The sequence below is a fragment of the uncultured Jannaschia sp. genome, from assembly GCF_947494055.1.
Classification (GTDB): Bacteria; Pseudomonadota; Alphaproteobacteria; order Rhodobacterales; family Rhodobacteraceae; genus Jannaschia.
Genome location: NZ_CANLTR010000005.1, coordinates 178,979 through 198,823 on the forward strand (window position 1 = coordinate 178,979; position 19,845 = coordinate 198,823).

The 19,845-nt window shown below is 68.3% G+C and carries 17 protein-coding genes and 1 riboswitch; of the genes, 3 read left to right on the top strand and 14 right to left on the bottom strand.

The genetic code is table 11. From position 1 onward, the window contains the following. Window positions 1–114 precede the first annotated feature (114 nt). The gene (locus Q1A87_RS07320) at window positions 115–1,464 is read left to right on the top strand and encodes an FAD-dependent oxidoreductase (RefSeq protein ID WP_299649012.1); all 1,350 of its coding nucleotides are present in this window, start codon (window positions 115–117) and stop codon (window positions 1,462–1,464) included. A 2-nt stretch (window positions 1,465–1,466) separates the two neighbouring features. After that, complete coding sequence (locus tag Q1A87_RS07325; protein ID WP_299649015.1) at window positions 1,467–1,925, top strand: TspO/MBR family protein; 459 nt, start codon at window positions 1,467–1,469, stop codon at window positions 1,923–1,925. Here the strand turns inward: Q1A87_RS07325 and Q1A87_RS07330 are convergent. The 4 genes from Q1A87_RS07330 to Q1A87_RS07345 all read right to left on the bottom strand — a co-directional run bounded on the left by Q1A87_RS07330 (window position 1,913) and on the right by Q1A87_RS07345 (window position 6,635). After that, window positions 1,913–2,605 (bottom strand): ATP-binding cassette domain-containing protein, encoded by a 693-nt coding sequence (locus Q1A87_RS07330; RefSeq protein WP_299649018.1) that lies wholly within the window; start codon window positions 2,603–2,605, stop codon window positions 1,913–1,915. The two genes, Q1A87_RS07325 and Q1A87_RS07330, sit on opposite strands and share 13 nt — an antisense overlap. Continuing rightward, window positions 2,598–4,148: a thiamine/thiamine pyrophosphate ABC transporter permease ThiP gene (locus Q1A87_RS07335; protein ID WP_299649252.1), complete on the bottom strand. Its 1,551-nt coding sequence runs from the start codon at window positions 4,146–4,148 to the stop codon at window positions 2,598–2,600. Before Q1A87_RS07335 ends, Q1A87_RS07330 begins: the two co-directional genes overlap by 8 nt. Before the next feature lie 9 nt (window positions 4,149–4,157). Beyond that, window positions 4,158–5,135: a thiamine ABC transporter substrate binding subunit gene (locus Q1A87_RS07340; RefSeq protein WP_299649021.1), complete on the bottom strand. Its 978-nt coding sequence runs from the start codon at window positions 5,133–5,135 to the stop codon at window positions 4,158–4,160. A 29-nt stretch (window positions 5,136–5,164) separates the two neighbouring features. After that, window positions 5,165–5,263, bottom strand: a riboswitch (TPP riboswitch). Between the two features lie 40 nt (window positions 5,264–5,303). Next, window positions 5,304–6,635 carry a dicarboxylate/amino acid:cation symporter gene (locus tag Q1A87_RS07345; RefSeq protein ID WP_299649024.1) on the bottom strand — a complete coding sequence of 444 codons (1,332 nt, stop codon included), beginning with the start codon at window positions 6,633–6,635 and terminating at the stop codon, window positions 5,304–5,306. Window positions 6,636–6,780: 145 nt separating this feature from the next. Between Q1A87_RS07345 and aroC the strand changes: the two genes are divergently transcribed. Then, window positions 6,781–7,884, top strand: coding sequence for a chorismate synthase (gene aroC / locus Q1A87_RS07350; protein ID WP_299649027.1), 1,104 nt, complete (start codon window positions 6,781–6,783; stop codon window positions 7,882–7,884). A gap of 78 nt (window positions 7,885–7,962) precedes the next feature. On the opposite strand, the gene Q1A87_RS07355 is transcribed toward aroC, so the two are convergent. The 10 genes from Q1A87_RS07355 to Q1A87_RS07400 all read right to left on the bottom strand — a co-directional run bounded on the left by Q1A87_RS07355 (window position 7,963) and on the right by Q1A87_RS07400 (window position 19,738). Further along, window positions 7,963–8,835, bottom strand: a complete 873-nt coding sequence (locus Q1A87_RS07355) for a DMT family transporter (RefSeq protein WP_299649031.1) — start codon at window positions 8,833–8,835, stop codon at window positions 7,963–7,965. Window positions 8,836–8,912: 77 nt separating this feature from the next. Then, the gene (locus Q1A87_RS07360; RefSeq protein ID WP_299649034.1) at window positions 8,913–9,203 is read right to left on the bottom strand and encodes an HU family DNA-binding protein; all 291 of its coding nucleotides are present in this window, start codon (window positions 9,201–9,203) and stop codon (window positions 8,913–8,915) included. 109 nt (window positions 9,204–9,312) lie between these two features. Further along, on the bottom strand, window positions 9,313–10,794 hold the full coding sequence (locus tag Q1A87_RS07365) for an AMP nucleosidase (protein ID WP_299649037.1): 1,482 nt from the start codon (window positions 10,792–10,794) through the stop codon (window positions 9,313–9,315). Next, the gene (locus tag Q1A87_RS07370; RefSeq protein ID WP_299649254.1) at window positions 10,791–12,587 is read right to left on the bottom strand and encodes an adenine deaminase; all 1,797 of its coding nucleotides are present in this window, start codon (window positions 12,585–12,587) and stop codon (window positions 10,791–10,793) included. The genes Q1A87_RS07365 and Q1A87_RS07370 overlap by 4 nt, the downstream gene beginning before the upstream one ends. A 40-nt stretch (window positions 12,588–12,627) precedes the next feature. Next, window positions 12,628–13,458 (bottom strand): bifunctional allantoicase/(S)-ureidoglycine aminohydrolase, encoded by an 831-nt coding sequence (locus Q1A87_RS07375; protein WP_299649041.1) that lies wholly within the window; start codon window positions 13,456–13,458, stop codon window positions 12,628–12,630. 75 nt (window positions 13,459–13,533) lie between these two features. Beyond that, a complete protein-coding gene (locus tag Q1A87_RS07380) occupies window positions 13,534–14,220 on the bottom strand; it encodes a Crp/Fnr family transcriptional regulator (protein WP_299649044.1) in 687 nt (228 codons plus the stop codon). Between the two features lie 23 nt (window positions 14,221–14,243). Then, the gene (locus Q1A87_RS07385; protein ID WP_299649048.1) at window positions 14,244–15,515 is read right to left on the bottom strand and encodes a glycosyltransferase; all 1,272 of its coding nucleotides are present in this window, start codon (window positions 15,513–15,515) and stop codon (window positions 14,244–14,246) included. After that, window positions 15,512–16,522 carry a galactosyltransferase-related protein gene (locus tag Q1A87_RS07390; protein ID WP_299649051.1) on the bottom strand — a complete coding sequence of 337 codons (1,011 nt, stop codon included), beginning with the start codon at window positions 16,520–16,522 and terminating at the stop codon, window positions 15,512–15,514. Before Q1A87_RS07390 ends, Q1A87_RS07385 begins: the two co-directional genes overlap by 4 nt. A 1-nt stretch (window position 16,523) precedes the next feature. Next, window positions 16,524–17,681 (bottom strand): glycosyltransferase, encoded by a 1,158-nt coding sequence (locus tag Q1A87_RS07395; RefSeq protein ID WP_299649054.1) that lies wholly within the window; start codon window positions 17,679–17,681, stop codon window positions 16,524–16,526. Beyond that, on the bottom strand, window positions 17,678–19,738 hold the full coding sequence (locus Q1A87_RS07400; protein WP_299649057.1) for an HAD-IIB family hydrolase: 2,061 nt from the start codon (window positions 19,736–19,738) through the stop codon (window positions 17,678–17,680). Before Q1A87_RS07400 ends, Q1A87_RS07395 begins: the two co-directional genes overlap by 4 nt. Between the last annotated feature and the right edge of the window lie 107 nt (window positions 19,739–19,845).

The following is a 19,845-nucleotide window of genomic DNA, read 5'->3' on the forward strand; positions in this document are numbered from 1 at the left end:
TTCTTGCAGGATCACGTTGGGTAAACGACACGCCCTCAGGTTGCGGCGATCGGTCTTGTTGCAAGTATGGTCGGGCGAACGCTACGTATCGGCCTTGATCCGCGAAAGTACCAAATGACGTTGCTTCCATCCGCAACCGGCAGGACCGGACCGCATGCCGTTGTCATCGGCGCCGGCTTCGGCGGGCTTGCCGTCGCGATGCGGCTCGGGGCTGCGGGCTGGCGCGTCACGGTTCTCGACCGCCAGGATAGGCCCGGCGGGCGGACGATCTCGGTCGAATCCGAGGGACACCGCTTCGACCTCGGGCCGACGCTGATGAGCCATCCGGACGCGCTCCGGCGACTGTTCCTCGAATGCGGTCACGATCCCGACGTGCTCGACCTGATCGCGCCCGATCCGCTGTGGTCGTTCCACTGGGACGACGGCACCCGGGTCGAGGCGCGGGCCGAGGGGATGGAGGACGCGGTGCGACGGATTTCGCCCGGCGACCTCGAAGGATGGAACGCGCTCTGGAGCGAGGCGCGCGCGCGACCCTGGGGCGGGTTTCGCGGCCTGTTCGAGCGGTTCCGTCCGCGGGCTTGGGGCGGCGTGATGCGGCGCGTCGCCACCCATCTGAGCGACGAGAAGTTGCGGACCATGATGGCCTGCCCGCCGATCCTCGTCGGTCAGAACCCGCTGACCGCCGATCCGGAGCTGTGCTTCCCGGCGATGACCCGCCACGGCCTCGTCGCGGCGAATGGCGGGCTCGGCGACGTCACGCATGCGATGGCCGAGGCGGTGGAGGCGCAGGGTGGCGAAGTGCGGCTCGGCGTCGAGGTGATCGCCGCCTCCGCCCGGCATGTCGAGCTGACGAGCGGCGAGCGGCTCGAGGCCGATGTCGTCGTCGCCGGGACTGTGCCGCCCTCGCGCCGTGCCCCGGCGGAGGCAATCGGTCTGTTCGTTTGGCATTTCGGCACGCGCGACACGGCGGATCTCTGGCCCGAGGCCGGGGTCAGCACCATGGTCGCCGGGCACAACATCGCGGCGAACCTCCGGACCGTGGCGCGGGGCCGCATCCCGGAGGATCCGCTCATCCACCTGCGCCGCACCACGCTCGACGATTGCACGGCCGCACCCGAAGGCGGCGACACGTTCTACGCGCTCGTTCCCGTGCCGCATCTGGGCCATCGGGCCGGTCCCCGGTGGTCGGAGGAGGCGGGGCCGCTTCGCGATCGCCTGATGGCCCGGATCGAGGCGAGCGTCCTCCCGGGGCTGTCACGGCATCTCGCGACCGAGATGGTTTTCACCCCCGAGGACGTGCGCGACCGCTTCGGAACACCCCACGGCCTTCCGGCCGGCGGGCATTCGGCGGTGTCGGGAACCGGTTTCCTGCATCTCGTGCCCGGGCCGGAAGGCGGTGTCGCCGGGGCCATCTCGGGGGCGGAGGCGCTGGTGCGGAACCTGCCCTTGCCGGCCGCGCTCTGACGATGGACTGGCCGCTCTTCGCGATCTTCCTGGCCGCCTGCTGCGCGGCCGCGTCGACCGGCGTGCTGTTCCGGCCGGGCGAGTGGTATGCGCGGCTCGAGAAGCCTGTCTGGACGCCGCCGAACCGGCTCTTCCCGGTGGCCTGGGGCATCCTGTACGTCCTGCTTGCCTTCGCGGCGGCGCGCGTGGCGGGGCGCGAGGGTGCGGCGCTTCCGCTTGCGCTCTGGGCCGTGCAGATCGCGCTCAACACGCTCTGGACGCCGGTCTTCTTCGGCCTGCACCGGATGCGGGCGGCGCTCGTGGTGATCTCCTGCCTGCTGGTCGCGTCGATCGCGCTGGCCGCCTCGCTCCGTGCTGTCGACCCGATCGCATGCTATGCGGTCCTGCCCTATGTCGGGTGGATCGCCTATGCGACGGCGTTGAATGCGTCGGTGCTGCGCCGGAACGCTCAGCCGAGATAAGCGCGCAATTCCGGTGGCGGATCGGCGAAGAGCGGTGCCGTCGGTTTCGGCGGATGCAACACGCCGCCCGCGATCAACGCGGTATGATCGGCGATGGCGCGGGCATCCGCTGGGTCGTGCGTGACCATCAGGACCGACAACCCTTCCGCCTGTGCCGTCTCCCGCAGAAGCGTCAGCATTTCTTGCCGGAGCGCAGGTCCGAGGGCGGAGAACGGCTCGTCGAGCAGGAGCCACGGCCGCCGGCGCAGGAGCGCACGGGCCAGGGCGGCGCGGCTCTGCTGTCCACCCGACAGGTCGCGGGGCAGGCGGTCGCCCATGCCTGCGAGACCGACGCGGGCCAGCACCGCATCCCGGTCCTTTTTCTGTTCCGCGTCGAGGCGCAGATCGGAGCGCAGGCCCAGCCCGACATTCTTCGCGACCGAGAGATGCGGGAACAGGTTCTGGTCCTGGAACAGGATCGAGAGCGGCCGGTCCCCGGGGGGCAGGGCGGTGATGTCCGCGCCGTCCACCCGGACTTGGCCGTCCTCCGGCGCGAGGAAGCCGGCGATGGCGGCGAGGAGCGTCGATTTGCCCGACCCGCTCGCGCCCATCAGCGCGGTGATGCCGCCCGCCTCTAATCGCGCATCGGCCTCGAGTGTAAAAGCGCCCAGCATCAGCCGCAGATGATCGAGCTCAAGCACGGCGCCCTCCGCGTTCGAAGAGCCAGAACAGGCCAAGCGACAGCACGACGAGGAGGAGCGCGGCGGCGCGGGCATCCTCCATCCGGTAGGCGCCCATGAGCTGATACAGGACGAGGGGAAGCGTCGCCTGATCGGGCGAGGCGAAGAGCGCGATGACGCCGAGATCTCCCGCCGCCAGCGCCGCCGTCAGTCCGGCCGCGAAGCCCGCGGGACGGCGCAGGCGCGGCAGGGCGACAAGGCGGAGCCAGGACCAGCCGGACAGGCCGAGCGACGCGGAGAGCCGGCCGTAATCCCGGTCGAGGTTGCGCATCGCAGGGATCAGGGCGCGGAGCGCGAAGGGCAGGGCAAGGATAACGTTGACGAAGGCCGTCACCGGCAGGGCCATCGCGATCGGGTTCACTACCGGCAGGAGCAGGATGTAGAGCCCGGTGCCCAGCACCAGCGGCGAGGCGGCGATGGAGAGCGTGCCCACCACCTCGATCCACCCGTTCCGGCCGCGCGCGATTGTCGCGACGGCCATGGCCATCGCCAGCGCCGTGGTCAGGAGGGCGGCGGACAGCGCGATGCCGAGCGACCGTCCGGCGGCGGTCCAGACCGAGACGGGCAGGTCGATCAGGTGACGGATTCCATCGCCCAGGACGAGGATCATCGGCAGGAGCAGAAACGTGCAGGCGAGCAGGATCGCCACCGCGTCCTGCATCCGCAAGGCCGGGCCCGCGCTGTCCCATCGCGGCACCGCCCGGTCGAGCCCCGCGCCGAAACCCGAGGGCAGGGCGAGACGCAGCGACAGGAACGCCGCTGCACCGCCGAGGGCCATCTGCATCGCGCCGAGCAGGGCCGCCCGGGACAGGTCGAAGTCGAAACGGAACGCTTGATAGATCGCCAGCTCCACAGTGGTGGAGCGCGGCCCGCCGCCGAGCGCCAGCGCGACGGCGAAGGAGGTCGTGCAAATCAGGAAGATCACCACGAAGATGCCCGGCACGACGGCCCGCAGCATCGGCAGCTCCAGCAGGCGGAACGTGTCGCGGGCGGTAAAGCCGAGGGAGGCGGCGAGACGGAGGCGCTCGCCCGGCACGCCGAGCCAGGCTTGAAGGATGAGCCGCGTGGCGAGCGGCATGTTGAAGAACACATGCGCGAGGATCACCCCTTGCCAACCGTAGATCGAGACGGGGGCGACGCCGATCCAGCCGAGTGCCGTGTTGACGACACCGCTGCGGCCGAACATGGCGACGAGTCCGAGCACCGCGACGATGACCGGCAGGATGAACGGCGCGCCGAGCAACAGCACGACCACACCGCGACCCGGGAATGTGCGGCGAGCCAGCGCGCGCGCCACCGGGATCGCGAGCAGGACCGAGAGCGCCGCCGAAAGCGCCGCCTGCCAGAGCGTGAAGCGGAGCGCCGCCCAGTCGGATCCGGCGAGCCCGCCCCAACCCTCGGCCCGCCACGCCACCGCGACCAGCGGCAGGACCAACGCAACCGCGACGAGGATCGCCGCCGCGCGGCCGATCCGCGCGCCCGGGCCGTCGCGTCTGCCGCCAATCGCCGTCACCTAGCGGCCGAGACCGGCCTCGAACTCGGCGACCACCGTGTCGCGCAGCGCCTCCGCCTCCTCGGACGGGTAGATGAGCGCGGTCTCGGGCATCTCGAGGGCGGCGAAGCCCTCGGGCAACTTCGACGGGTCGAGCCTGGCGGGCAGGGACCAGTTCCCCTCGGGAATGATCGACTGGAAGTCCTCGGTCAGGATGAAGTCGAGGAAGGCCTGCGCCAGCCCTGGCTGATCGGTGCCGGCGATCTGCCCGGCGGTCTCCACCATGACGTAGTGGCCCTCGGGGAAGATCGCCGCCTTCTTGGTGTCGTCGCCCTCGGCGATGATGTGATAGGCGGGGGAGGTCGTGTAGCTCAGCACCATGTCCACCTCGCCCTCGGTGAACATGCCGTAGGACTCGGACCAGCCCTTGGTGACGGTCACGATCTTCGGCGCGAGCCCTTCCCATGCGGACTCCGCCTCCTCGCCGAAGACCCGGTGGATCCAGAGCGCGAGCGCCAGGCCGGAGACGCTGGTCCGCGGATCCTGAATGGCGATGCGCAGATCGTCCGGCGCATCGACGAGGGCCTGGAAGCTTGCGGGCGGCTCGATCTTCGTCGCTTCGTAGACGAAGGCGGTATGGCCCCAGTTGAAGGGCACGAAGGTCTCGTCTGTCCATTCGACCGGCATGGTCAGGTCGGACGTGTCGACGTTCGAGGGCGCGAAGAGGCCGGTCTGTCGCGCCGCTTCGGCGTCGTCGGTGTTCAGGCCGATCACCACGTCCGCCTGCGTGCGCTCCCCCTCGAGGCGCAAGCGCGGCAGCACGTCGCCGGTCACGTACTCGATCTCGCAATCGTCGCAGGACGCCTCGAACGCTTCCTTGATCGCGGGTCCGGGGCCCCATTCGGAGGCGAAGTAGTCCGGGGCGTAGATCGTGAGCGGCTCGGCCGTGGCGGCCGTTGTCATCAGGGTCAACCCCATTGCGATCGTGGCAGGTCTCATCTCGCGCTCTCCCTCGACGGGCGGGTTTGGCGAGACGCTCGCACCTTCCCTCCGCCGGTCCTAACCGGTTCAGGTTCAACGGGTCCGCTTGCGCATCTCAGCCCGTGAAGGCTCCCCGAGGTAAGAGATGATGTAGCCCCAGCCGCAAGTAGCGGCAAGGGCGATCGCCTATTCCGCCGGTTGGGCGTGGGCCGGAATGTCGGTCACGTCTTCGGCGATGACGCCCGCCTCCGGATCGTCGAAGACGCCGACATCCACCTTGCCCTCGGACTTGGCGATGATCGTGGTCACGACCGCGTCGCCGGTGATGTTCACCGCGGTGCGGATCATGTCCATCAGCCGGTCGACGCCGAGGATGATCGCCACGCCCTCGATCGGCAGGCCGACCTGCGTGAGCACCATCGTCAGCATCACCAGACCCACGCCCGGCACGCCCGCCGTCCCGATCGAGGCGAGGATCGCCATGCCGATGACGGTGATGTAGCCGGTCAGCCCGAGGTCGATGCCGTAGACGTTGGCGAGGAACACCGTCGCCACGCCCTGCATGATCGCGGTGCCGTCCATGTTGATGGTGGCCCCGAACGGGACGCAGAACGACGCGACGCCCTTGTCCACGCCGATCCGCTCGGTGACGGAGCGGTAGGTGACCGGGATCGTGGCGTTCGAGCTCGCCGTCGAGAAGGCGAAGATCTGGGCCGGCCGCATCTTCTGCATGAATGTGATCGGGTTCAGGCCCGACAGCAGTTTCAGCAACAGCGACAGGGTTCCGAAGAGGTGCAGGAAGAGCGCCAGCACCAGCGTCACGACATAGGCCATGACCGGGATGAAAAGCCCGATCCCCTGTTCGGCAAAGGTCTTGGCGATCAGGGCGAAGACGCCGTAGGGCGCGAAGACCATGACGATGCCGACGACCTTCATCACAAGCTCGTTCATGAAGCCGCAGGCCTCGGTGAAGGGTTTGGCCGTATCGCCCATCATCAGGACCGCGACCCCGAGGATCACGGTGTAGAAGATGACCTGCAGCATCTCGCCCGACGCGAAGGCCTGGATTGGATTGGTCGGGACGATGGCTGCGAAAGTGGCCCAGACCGAGGGCGCTTCCGCCCCGGTGACGCCGGACGTGTTGATACCTTCCATGTCGAAGCCCGCGCCCGGCCCGATCAGCAGCGCGAGGACGATGGCCATGCCGATCGCGCAGGCCGTCGTGAACATGTAGAGAGCGAAGGACTTGCCTCCGACCCGGCCGAGGACGCGAATGTCGCCGATCCCGGTCACGCCCGTTATCAGCGAGAAGAAGACCAGCGGAACCACCAGCATCTTCAGCGCGTTGACGAACATCGTGCCGATCATGCCGAAGAAACCGGCGACGATATTCGTGTCGATGAACTCGGAATCGATGACGTCGAACAGGACGCCGACGACGATGCCGAGCCCCATCGCGATCATGATCTTGACTGTCAGGGATAGTTTCCCCGTATCGTGTACGTGTGCATCTGCCATGTCCGGCACTCCCGCTAACGCTACGGCACCACCTTTACATAAGTTTAACATTTGACCAAACGCTGATGCCGAGCGCCCGTTGCGACGTGGTCCATCGGCCCGAGATCGCCTAGCCAACAGGCGAACGCGCATTTATGAGGCCGCCATGTCTCTGAACTCCTTCGGCCACATGTTCCGCGTCACGACCTGGGGGGAAAGCCACGGCCCCGCGCTCGGTGCGACGGTGGATGGCTGCCCGCCGGGCGTGCCGATCGAGGCGGAGGCGCTGCAAGTCTGGCTCGACCGCCGTAAGCCCGGTCAATCCAAGCACACGACGCAGCGAAAGGAGCCGGATACGGTCGAGATCCTGTCGGGGGTGTTCGAGGGCCGTTCGACCGGCACGCCGATACAGCTGATGATCCGCAACACCGACCAGCGATCCAGGGATTACGGCGACATCGCCGAGAAGTTCCGTCCCGGTCACGCCGACATCACCTACTGGCAGAAATACGGCATCCGGGATTACCGCGGCGGCGGCCGGTCCAGCGCGCGGGAGACGGCGGCCCGTGTCGCGGCGGGCGGCGTGGCGCGAGCGGCGCTGAGCGCGCTGCTGCCGCAGGTGCGGATCACCGGCTACATGGTGGCGATGGGGCCGCTCGACATCGACCGCGCGCGCTTCGACTGGAACGAGATCGGACGTAACGACTTCTGGTGTCCCGACCCCATTGCTGCCGAGGCCTTTGCCGAGCATCTCGACTGGCTGCGGCGCGACGATCACAATTCGGTCGGCGCCATCATCGAATGCGTGGCGCGGGGCCTGCCCGCGGGGCTCGGCGCCCCGGTCTACGGCAAGCTCGACACCGATCTGGCCGCCGCGATGATGTCGATCAACGCGGTCAAGGGCGTCGAGATCGGGGAGGGAATGCATGCTGCGCGCCTGACCGGGCGCGACAACGCGGACGAGATCGCGATGGGACCGGACGGACCGGTCTATTCGTCCAACCACGCAGGCGGCATCCTCGGTGGGATCAGCACCGGACAGGACGTGGTGGTGCGCTTCGCGGTGAAGCCCACCTCCTCGATCCTGTCGGAGCGGAGGACGATCACCCGGTCGGGCGAGGCGACGACGATCGTCACCAAGGGCCGCCACGACCCCTGTGTCGGTATCCGCGCCGTCCCGGTGGCGGAGGCGATGATGGCTTGCGTCGTGCTGGACCATTACCTGCTGCATCGCGGACAGGTCGGGGATGCCGGCGGACGGATCGGCTGAGGTCCGTCGGCATCGACGCTCCAAGCAAGATTCGATTTCGAGCGGTATCCGGATCTGACGGACGCGTCCGGACGATGGTCAGGCGCGGTTCAAGCGCGAGATCTGGACCGCAAGGATGCCGAGCGTGATGACGATCACGCCGACCACGTCGAGCGGACCCAGCCGCTCGCCGAGCAGCAGCCACGCGATCAGCACGCCGAAGAACGGGTTGAGGAAGTGGAACGTCGCGGCCGGGGTCGCGCCGATCCGTCCAACCAGAAGGAACCAGACGAAGGTGGCCGTCAGGCCCGGCACCAGCGTCGTGTAGGTGAAGGCGAGCGCCAGCCGCGGCGTCCATGTCACGTCCCAGGTCTCGAGCGCCAGCCCGGCAGGCAGGAGCGCAACCGAGCCCACGAGCATCTGCAGGCCCACGATCATCAGCAGGTTGCCGCCCCCTGCCGACGCCCCGCGCACCGCTAGCGTCGCCACGGTCAACGCGATCATTCCGACGAGGCAGAGTACGATTCCAAGAAGGTCTGCCCCGCCCTGCAGCCGCGTGCCCATGATGAGGATCACGCCGACTGCGCCTGCAATCAGTCCCACGACTCCCAGCAAGCGTGTGCGCTCCGAGAACAGGACCCAGCTCGCCAGCGCGACGGTGAGTGGCAAGCAGGAGGCGATGATCGCGGCGAGCGACGCCTCGATCCACTGCATCGCGACGAAGTTGAGACCGAGGTAGAGCGCGTTCTGGCAAAGTCCGAAGACGACGACCGCACGCCATTGCGTCTTCGTCAGACGGATCCGCTGCCCCATCAGCAGGGCCGCTCCGACCCCGATGATGCCCGCGATCCCGAAACGCAGGACGAGGGCGAGGATCGGTGGCGCCTCCGACACGATGATCCGGGCGAAGCTAAACGCCGAGGACCACATCAGCGCGAAGAGCAATCCGTAGAGAAGGGCGCGAAGGTCCATGCGAAGCTCGATGTTGCGGGCACGAAAAAGGGCCGCCTGATCGGCGACCCCCGGTGGATCGATCGGTGGCGGGCGGCTTAGCCGTTCACGGATTCCTTGAGCGCCTTCGCAATGGTCATTTTCACGACCTTGTCGGCATCCTTCTTGAACTGCTCGCCGGTGGCCGGGTTGCGAACCATCCGCTCGGGACGTTCACGGCACATGATCTTGCCCACGCCGGGAAGCGTAACGGCGCCACCGTTGGAGACCTCGTCGGTGATGATCCCGGTCAGCGCATCCAGCGCATTCGAAGCGGTCTTCTTGTCGGATTCCATCTTGTCGGCGAGCGCGGCGACGAGTTGCGTCTTCGTCATCGGTTTGTTGGCCATGTGGTTCTTCTCCCCGGGGGCTGGTGATTTGCTGGAAACCTTAGACCGGGAAATCAGGCCCTCACAAGAATTAGCATGCCGGTTTCGGCGGAATCGCCAAGAAATTGCCCTAAAGGAAGGCTGTTTCCTCGAAACTGCGCAACTTCCGGCTGTGCAGGCGTTCCAGAGGCATTTCCCGAAGCGATTCCATCGCCTTGATTCCGATCAGAAGATGCCGGCTCACCTGAGTGCGGTAGAAGGACGAGGCCATGCCAGGAAGCTTCAGTTCGCCGTGGAGCGGCTTGTCGCTGACGCAGAGAAGCGTGCCGTAGGGCACCCGGAAGCGGAACCCGTTGGCCGCGATCGTAGCGCTTTCCATGTCGAGGGCGACGGCGCGCGACTGGGAGAGGCGCTGCACCGGGCCGGCCTGCTCGCGCAGCTCCCAGTTGCGGTTGTCGATCGTGGCCACCGTGCCCGTGCGCATGATGCGCTTCAGTTCGTAGCCCTCGAGCGCGGTGACGGATTCCACCGCCTCCTCCAGCGCGACCTGCACCTCGGCCAGCGCCGGGATCGGCACCCAGATCGGCAGATCGTCGTCGAGGACATGGTCCTCCCGCAAATAGGCGTGGGCCAGGACGAAATCGCCGAGCGATTGCGAGTTCCGCAGCCCCGCGCAATGCCCCACCATCAGCCAGACATGCGGGCGCAGGACGGCGATGTGGTCGGTGGCCGTCTTGGCGTTGGAGGGGCCGACGCCGATATTGACGAGCGTGATCCCCTGGCTGTCGTCGCGCGTCAGGTGGTAGGTCGGCATCTGCGGCATCTTCGGCGGATCGACCATCGGTGCGTCGGGATCGTCCGGCGTCACCCGCTGGCCCAGAGGGCCGATCAGCTCGCGGTAGCCCGAATCCGGGTCGCGCAGGGCGGCACGGGCATAGGCCACGAATTCCTCGACGTAGAACTGGTAGTTCGTGAACAGGACATGGTTCTGGAAATCGGACGGGTCGGTCGCGGTGTAATGCGCCAGCCGGGCCAGCGAGTAATCGACACGTTGGGCGGTAAAGGGGGCGAGCGGCCGCGCCCCGTCCTCGTAGGTGAAGCCTACGCCGTTCACGATGGCGTCGTTCGTGGTGTTGAGATCGGGCACGTCGAACACGTCGCGCATCAGGAACGGCAGGACGCCGTCCTGCGGCACGGTCACGTCGGCGTCGCCCAGCACCGCGAAATGGATCGGGATCGCCGTCCGCGACGGTCCGACCGTGACCGGCACGTCGTGCGAGCGCATCAACAGGTCGAGCTGCTGCGTCAGGTAGTTCGCGAACAGGTCCGGCCGGGTGATCGTCGCCGCGTACTGTCCCGGCTCGGCGACGTGACCGAATGACAGGCGGCTATCGGTGCGTGCGAAGCTCGTCGTGGTGATGCGCACCTCGGGATAGAAGGCGCGGTAGCGACAATCCGGCAACCCGTCGGTCACCGCCTCCCGGAAGGCCCGGCGCAGGAAGTCCGTCGCCTCCTGATAAAGCCGGCGCAGTTCGGCCACGGCTTCGGCGCCGTCGGTGAAGCGCCGGGGTTCCGACAGGTCGGGCGTGCGGATCGCGGTCTTGCGGGTCATGCGGTCTCGATCAGGTCGGTCAGGGCGAATTGGGTGACGTCCACGAGGCCCAGATCGCTGATCCGGAGGTCCGGGATCACGACGAGGGCCAGCAGTGAATGCTGCATGTAGGCGTTGTTGAGCGTGCAGCCCGCGTCGCGCATGGCCGCGCCGAGCGCCTGTGCCGCGTCCGCCACCTGCCGCGCCGGGCTGTCGGACATGAGGCCGGCGATGGGCAGCCGCACCAGCGCGCGCTCCGTGCCCTCCGCCCAGAGCGTCACGCCGCCACCCACCTCGGCCAGACGATTTGCAGCCAGCGCCATCTGTTCGCGGCAGGTACCGACGACGATCATGTGGTGGCTGTCATGGGCGACGGTCGAGGCCATCGCCACGCGCCCTGTATAGCCGAATCCCTCGACGAAGGCGTTCGTCACGCCACCGGTGCCGCGGTGCCGCTCGACCAGCGCGATCTGACAGGTCGCGCCCGTCGCCTCGACCCGCCCGTCGCGGACCGGAAGCCTGCGGCTCAGCGCCCGGGTCGGTGCCTGGTTCTCGACCACACCGATGACCCGGACGCGCACTTCTTCCACACCTTCCGGCGCCGGAATCACGAAATCGCTTGCGGAGAGCGTCCTGCCGAGACGGACCGTGTTCCGCGCCCTCTCCGGCCAGGCGTAATGCGGGCAATCGACGATCATCTCGCCGTCCCGCGCCACCGTTTGCCCCAGAGCGATGACCCGCTCGACCGGCAGACTGCGCAGGTCCGGAGTCAGGATCAGGTCGGCCCGGCGGCCCGGCGCGATCGAGCCCAGTTCCCGTTCCATCCCGAAATGCGTCGCGGTGTTGATCGTGCACATCTGCAGCGCCACCAGCGGGTCACAGCCGCATTCGACGGCGTGTCGATAGACGCGATCCATGTGACCGTCGTGGACCAGCGTGCCGGCCATGCAATCGTCGGTACAGAGGATGAAGCCGCGCGGGTCGAGGCCCCGTTCCGTCACGGCGGTGATCTGGCGCTCGACATCGTGCCAGGCGCTGCCCAGCCGCATCATCGACCGCATCCCCTGCCGGACGCGGGCAACGGCATCGGCCTCGCAGGTCCCCTCATGATCGTCGGCCGGCCCGCCCGCTGCATAGGCGTGGAAGTCGGAGCCAAGGTCAGGGGAGGCGTAGTGGCCGCCAATCGTGTGCCCGGCCCGCGCGGTCGCCGCCATTTCGGCCAGCATCTTCGGGTCGCCCGCGACGACGCCGGGGAAATTCATCATCTCGCCCAGTCCCACGATACCGGGCCAGCCCATCGCCTCGGCCACGTCCTCGGGCGTGATCTCGTGCCCCGTCGTCTCGAGGCCGGGGGCGGAAGGGGCGCAGGAGGGCATCTGAACGAACATCGAGCAGGGCTGCATCCGCGCCTCGTCGTGCATCATCCGCACGCCTTCGAGGCCCAGCACGTTGGCGATCTCGTGCGGATCGGTGAACATCGCGGTCGTGCCGTGCGGCAGGACGGCGGCGCAGAACTCCGCCGGCGTCAGCATCCCGCTCTCGACATGCATGTGCGCGTCGCAGAGGCCCGGAATCACGTAGCGTCCGGCGGCGTCGATCACCTCCGTTTCCGGGCCGATGCAATGGCTCGCATCCGGGCCGACATAGGCGAAGCGGCCGTATGCGATGGCGATTTCCCAGTCCAGCACCTCGCGGGTCTGGACAAGCACCACGCGCCCGCCGCGGATCACCGTCTCGGCCGGCGCGCGGCCGGCGGCGATGGCGATGAGGTCGGCGGCCGCATCGGGCCAGGAGGGAAGCGTCTCGGGCGACATGGCGAAACGTGTCACGGGCGGGCGGCGCACGCAACCGGCCTCAGCCGCGCCGTGGAAGGGCCATGTGCCGGTTGACGTCCTTGTAGAGCAGGTATCGGAACGGCCCCGGCCCGCCCGCGTAGCAGGCCTGCGGGCAGAAGGCGCGGAGCCACATGTAGTCGCCGGCCTCCACCTCGACCCAGTCGGCGTTGAGCCGGTAGACTGCCTTGCCCTCGAGGACGTAAAGCCCGTGCTCCATCACATGCGTCTCGAGAAACGGGATCACCGCGCCGGGCTGCAACGTGACGATGGTGACGTGCATGTCGTGGCGCAGGTCGGCCGGATCGACGAAGCGCGTCGTGGCCCAGCGGCCGTCGGTGCCCGGCATCGGGGTGGGCGCGACCTCGCCGTCGCTGGTGACGACGGGATCGGGCTGCGGCAGACCCTCGACCGCCTCGTAAGCCTTCCGGATCCAGTGGAACCGTGCCGGTCCGTCGCCGGTGGCGCGCAGGGTCCAGTCGCAGCCAGGCGGCAGGTAGGCGTAGCCGCCCGCACCGAGTGCATGCGACGCGCCGCCGATCCTGAGCGCAAGCGTGCCGCCCACGACGAAGAGCGTGCCTTCCGCCCCCGGATCCGGTTCGGGCCGGTCGCTGCCGCCGCCGGGGGCGACCTCCATCACGTAGTGGCTGAACGTCTCGGCGAAGCCCGAGAGCGGCCGCGCGATCACCCAGAGCCGCGTGTCCTCCCAGAACGGCAGCGCGCTTGTCGTGATGTCGCGCATCGTGCCGCGCGGGATAACCGCATAGGCCTCGGTGAAGACCGCGCGGTCGGTAAGCAAGTCCGTCTGCGGCGGGTGCCCGCCGAGCCGGGTGAAGTAGGAACGATCTTTCATGCGTATTCCGTCTGGGGCCTCCGGCACGATGTGATGCCGAAGCGTCCCTGCCAAGCCTTTCCCCGCATTCGCGCTTCAGACGTGTTCGAGTTGCAAGAAGGTCGGGTCGAAATGGCCGATCCGCTGCAACGCGTCGCGGTCCCGGATCGTGACCCGCCGGTTGCGGATCACGCAACAGTCGGCCTCGCGCAGGTCGCGCAGCACACGGTTGACGTGAACGGAGGTCATCCCGCAGGCCGCCCCGATCTGCGCCTGCGTCAGCGGCAGGTCGAAGGTCGATCGCACGACCGTATTCGCCTGCCGCAGGCGGACGTCCATCTCAGCGAGGAAGTTCGCGACCCGGGACATGCCGCGCAGGGCACCGATCCGGAACGACCAGTAGCGATGGATTGCCGCGTCGATGATCGTCATGCCCCAGAGCGCGATCATCATGTCCGGCTCGGTCCGGACCAGCTCGGACAGTGCCGCGTGCGGAAAGACCGCCATCCTCACGTCGCTGACCGCTCGGACCTCATGATCCAGGACACCGATCGGAAAGCCGTGCAGGTCGACGAAGTCGCCGGGCACCTGCAAGCCGACGAGTTGCGTGACTCCTTCGCCGTCGGAGGCAACATGCCGCCCGATCATGCCGTCGAGAAGCAGGAGACTTTCGGTCAACGGCTCGTTTCGGCCGGCGATCAGGGCCTTGCACGGCACATCCCGCAACCCGCTGCACTGCATGACCAGACGGTCCCACTGGTCCCGGCTGATCTGATGGCACATGCCGATCCGTTCGAGGCGTTCGTTCAGAGGGATTCCGGAATGCGTGTTCGTGCCGGGTCGGGGGTGAATGGGCGAGACGGGGTCGGGGTGTGATGCCATGACGGCGAACCTGACATGTCGGGCTCCACCGCCAATTGCGGCGAAATGTCGCAGCTACCTATCGCTTGGTAAGTGTCGACCGACAATTCCCTTGTCGTAAAGCGTTTTGCCGGACGATGCGCTGAAAGACCCTTTCGTACAGTTTCGTACCTTCGTTCGCAGCCGTCGATCATCCGTTCCAGCGTGAAGAGCCGTTCGACCCGGTTCCGTCCGACGCCGCGCGGGATGGTCAGCGCGTCCTGCACCGCCCGGGCAAGCGCCGGCGCGTCGTCACGGGGGGCGTAGGCCCCGGCCGGGCCGATCACCTCGCGCACCGCGCCCATCTCGATCGCGGCGACCGGCAGACCGCAGGCCATCGCCTCGATCGCCGCCAGCCCGAACGGCTCGTCCCAGAGCGGCGTGAAGAGGAGCACGGAAGCCGCGCCCAGCGTTGCCGCCAAATCCCGGCCGGAGAGATGTCCACCGTAGCGGATCTCGGGACCGAGCCATGGCGCCACCTCGTCCTGAAAATAGTCCAGATGCTCGATCGCGCCATAGATCGTCAGCGGCACCCCGGCGATGCGCGCGGCCTGCACCGCGAGATGGGTTCCCTTGTTCGGCGTGATCCGTCCGATCCAGATCGCCGAGCCGTCGCCTTCGGGCACGAAGGGCCATTGAGCAAGGTCGATGCCGTTGTGGAGGACGCTCGCCTCTTCCGGCGCGCCCTCGGGCCACCAGCGTCCGCGCTGCAATTCGGAGGTCACGGTGAAGCGCGACCAGGGAGCGGCGCTGTCGTGCACCGCCCGGCGCAGGACAGCGAAGGGCGGGATGTGCAGCGAGGTGACCATCGGCAGCTGTTCGGCGCGGGCTAGTCGCGGCGGAAAGCGGTGCAGCGAATTGTTGTGGATCACGTCAAACCCGCCATCGCGAAGCGCGGCGGCGGCGCGGGCGAAACCGGCATCGACATGATCGTTCAGGATGTCGGTCCCGTGGAAATCGTGCCACGGGAAGCGGCGATCGTAATGCTCTTCGAGAACGGGGTGTACGGCCACGCCCGCCGGCGCGCCGGCGGCGCTGTCGCCGCTCGCGAAGAGCGTGACCTCGTGGCCGCGCCGGGCCAGTGCATCGGCGAGATGCCAGGAATGGGCTTCCATCCCGCCCATGAAGGGCGGCGCGATCGGGTGGCGCACATGTGCGACGACCGCGATCCGCATCATTCGGCGGCGACGCTTGATGGCGGGGTGAGCAGACCATCCTGTGCTTGGGTCATGCGGGAATGCCGCTCCCGCATGGAGGCGGTTTCCGGTGGCAGGCCCGCGGCGAGCCGGGCCCGGTCCTCCAGCAATCGGACGACCCGACCGGTCGCCGCGTAGGGCATCTCGGCGGTCTGCTGGCAGAGCGCGAAATCCGCCTGCGACGGCTCGCGCAGCATGCGCAGGCCCTCCGGCGTGTCGGTGATCAGGCCCATCATGCGGAACGCGTGGAGCCAGTGCTCCATCGTGCGGTGGCCCCATTTCGTGGCGAACAGCTCCGCGTTGCGGATGATCGATGGGACGTGATGGATCGGTGGCATGCAATGCGGGTGGTACTGGTGGTAGGCGCGCGCGCCGCGGACCCACCATATCGGAATGTCGCGTTCGGCCAGCGTGCGGCCGAAATCCGTGTCCTCGCCGCCGTAGCCCGAGAACCGCTCGTCGAAGCCGCCGGATCGCGCCCAGTCGTCGCGGTGCATCGCGAAGGTTAGCGACCAGAAGCAACGATAATCGTCGCAGCGCTTGCGGGCCGCCTCGGGCGGTCCCTGCCGGTCGCAATGCCGCACTGCGACGGCGTCGAACGCTTCGGTGGACCATCCGGGATCGTTCGCGCCCGCCGGCAGATAGAGAACCTCGCCCATCGTAAGCCCTTCGCCCGCGCGGGTCTGCGCCGCATAGTCGGCCAGCAGTTCCGGCGCGGGGATGCAATCGACATCGAGGAAGACGAACACGTCCCCGCAGGCCGCCGCCGCGACGGCGTTGCGCGCGCGTGCGAGCGGCAACTCGTCGCCAGTGATGCGGATCTGGCGGATCGGGAACGGGGTCACGGGCAGATCGTCGTAGAGTTCGTCCTGCATCACCGCGATGACGAGTTCGCAAGGCGCGACCGTCTGCCGGGTCAGGCCGACGATCATGTTGCGCAGGTGGACGGCCCGGCCGCGCGCGAGGGTCAGGACGGATATCTCGGTCATTTCAGTCTCCGTGTATCGTGACGGCATGGGGGGTGCCTTCGCGCAGCCGGGCGCACAGGCTCTCGATCCAGGTCGCGGCGTGGCGGGCGGCATCCGGGCGCAGCATCGAGCCTTGCCGCACCGGGTCGTGCGTGGCCGTGGCGATATCCAGCGCATGGCGCCAGGCTTGCGCCGAAGACGGCATGTGCGGCCGCCAGGTCGCTACGCCTGCGGCATCGAGCGCGCGAGCCTTCTCGACCTGTTCGTCGAAGTAGCGCCATTCCGGCACGGCGAGCCAGGGCCGGCCGGCGGCAAGGATCTGATGGCAAGTCGTGTTCCCGGTCGAGGCGACGACCAGATCCGCCGCGGCCAGATAGTCCGCGGCGTTCTCCACCCATCCGTCGTGGCGCAGGTTCGCAGGCTCCGTCGCGTGCCAGTCCCGTGCGACGGTGCCGATGGTGATCCACGTCGCATCCGGTACGGCGCGCGCGCCCACCGCGATCGGTGCGGAGGCGAAGCCGCTGCCGCCGCCGCCGGACTGCACGACGATCAACCGCGCATCCTTCGGCACGCCGAGGCGCGCACGGGCCGTCTCGCGATCGGGCTGCGCCATCGTCACGCCGAGCCCCCCGGCAAAGCAGGATTTCGCGCGCATCGCCGGCGTCCAGTCCGGCTGTGCCAGCCGCGCGTCGCAGGGAACCAGAAGCCCCGCGGCGCCGTCATAGGCCGCGCGATGGCCGGGATCGTCGCGCAGACCGTGCTGCAGCACCTTCACATGCGGGACGGAGCAGATCCGCGCGAGCTGTGCCACCTCGGCGGACACGTCGCAGATCATGAGCGCAGGGTCCGCCTCGGCGAACCACCCGGCGATCCGCCCCATCGCGGTGCGGATACCCGGCCAGCCCAGGGGCGCGCAATGCAGCGTCTCGGGCGTCGCAACCCAGTCGGCGTGGTGTTCCTCCCCCGTCGGCTCGAAGAGCGACGGGATGCGTTCGACCCGGGCGTTCGGCGGCAGGGCAGGAAAGATGTCGTCCCGGGCACAGAAGATCGTCACCGGCCGGCTCTGCGGCAGCGCCTGAACCAGCGCGGCACAGCGCTCGGCATGGCCGCGGCCCTGATGGTGCACGAAGTAGCCGATCGGCGCCGACCGGACGTTGCGAAGATCGAAATGCGCCGTCACGCAGGGACGCCCTGAGACCGCCGTTTCGGCTCTTCCCGGACGAGGCCGAGATGCGCGAGGCCTTCGAGAATGCCCGCCGCATGCGACGCCTCGGCCCGATAGATTCGACCGCCATGCAGCGTGGCCATTTCCGGACGGGCGTTCGCGACCAGAATGCCGAGCCCCGAGGCGACGAGCATGTCGGAATCGTTGCCGCTGTCGCCCGCCGTGATGCAATCGGTCAGGTTCAGGCCGAACCGACGCGCCGCCGCGGCGACGGCCGCCGCCTTGCCCCCGTTCGGCGCGAGGATGTCGATGAGGTTTCCGTGCGAGGCGACGATCCGGACCGCCACGCCGCTTCGGCGATAGCGTTCCCGCAGAAGCTCTGCTTCCCGCTGGGATCCGTAGCAGGCAAGCTTCCAGCGCCGCTGCTCGATGCTGGGCTGAAGCTCGAGGGACGAGGACGTCAGGACCCGCCACGCGGCGTCGCGGTCCCAGTCTTCGTGCAGGCGTGACGCGTAGTCGTGGCAGAGGTGGAAACGTCCATCGGCCTCGCGCACGTGCAGCTCGGTCCCGACGGCGGTGATGAAGATGTCCGGCTCCGGCAGGGACCAGGCGTGCAGGACGTTGCGTGCCTCGACGATGGATCGTCCGGTGGCCACGGCGAAAGGAATGTGCCGGTTCTTCGCGACCCATGACCCGAAGCGACGGGCGCTCGCCGCGCTGCCCGTCAGGGTGCCGTCGATGTCGCTGGCGAGAAGATGGCGCGGTTGGGCGAAGCTCCGCCGCGGCCGTTGGAACTCCGAATAGACGCGCTGCACCCGGTCCGCCCAGCGGTTCCAGTCGAAGGCCTGCATGTTGCGGCGGGCGGCGGAGGCGGCCCTCTGCCATTCGGTGCGGTCGGAGATCAGCGCGTCGATCGCCGCGCCGATGGCCGACGCGTCGGTCGGATCGACGAGCGTTCCGTGCCCGATCGTCTCGAGGATGTCCGCCGGCCCGCCCTCGCGCGTCGCCACGACCGGCAGCCCGAACCGCGCCGCCTCGAGAAGCGTCAGGCCGAACGGCTCGTGCAGCGCGGGGTTCACGAAGACGCCGCCGCGCGCCGCAGCAAGCCGGTAGAGTTGCGGCACGGCCTTCGGTGCATGCCGCGGCGGAAGCGCCACGCGCCCTGCCAGGTCCGGCCGGGCGGCTTCGCGCAGGAGCGCGTCGGTCACCCTGCGGCTCTCCTCGTTCTGGACGATGCCGCCGCCGCGCTGTCCGGCGAGGATGACGAGGTTCGCACGGTCCCGGAGCGTCGGATGCTCGGCATAGGCCCGCAGGAGACCGAGGAGGTTCTTGCGGATGACGGGCCGGGCGACCGCGAGGATCATCGGACGTTCGGGATCGGTCAGGTACGGATCGACAAGCGCCGAGGCGGCCACGGTCCCCGACGGCGCGGCAGGCAGGTTCACGCCGGGCGCGACGCGATGCACGGCGGCGGCAACGTCGGCGTCGTAGGCCTCCACCTGCCGCTCGGCCTCGTCGCGCGAGGAGACGACGATCGCGCGCGCGGTGGCGAGCGCTTCCCGTTCCTCGTCGATGCGGCGGGCCAGAACGGCGCATCCCGGACCCTTCAGGCAAGCCTGCTTGTCGATGCCGAGCGAATGGGGTGTGTAGACGACCGGAATATCGTGCCGCGCGGCTGCGCGGCGGACCGTCATCACGGCGTCGGAGAAATGCGCGTGGATCACGTCGGGCTTGCGGCCCATTCGTCCGATCAGGTCCGCGAAGGCGCGCTCGAGCGCCGGGCGTTCCGCCGCGAGCGCTTCCTTGGCGAGGTAGCGCCGGTCGCTGGTCGCGAGGCGCAGGATCCGTGATTTCGGGCCGATGGTCTGAACCAGATGCATGTGGTCGGAACCGAGATCCGGATCGTCGAACGCCCGCGTGACGATATCGACCCGATCGACATCCGTGCGCTTCGCCTGAGCGGTCACCGCGCCGAGTATATAGGCGATATGGCCGCCGGTATCTTCCGTCACGCCGTACCGGACAGCCGGAAACGTCAGACATCCTCCGAGCGCGATATGCAGAATATACATGGACACATCCCCTAAGCCGAAGGAATAACCCTCCCGTCGCGGTGCCGGTTCCTGCGGCGATCTGGCGGTCCGGTTCGACTGCTGGGGCGGTGTCGATTCCCACCGTA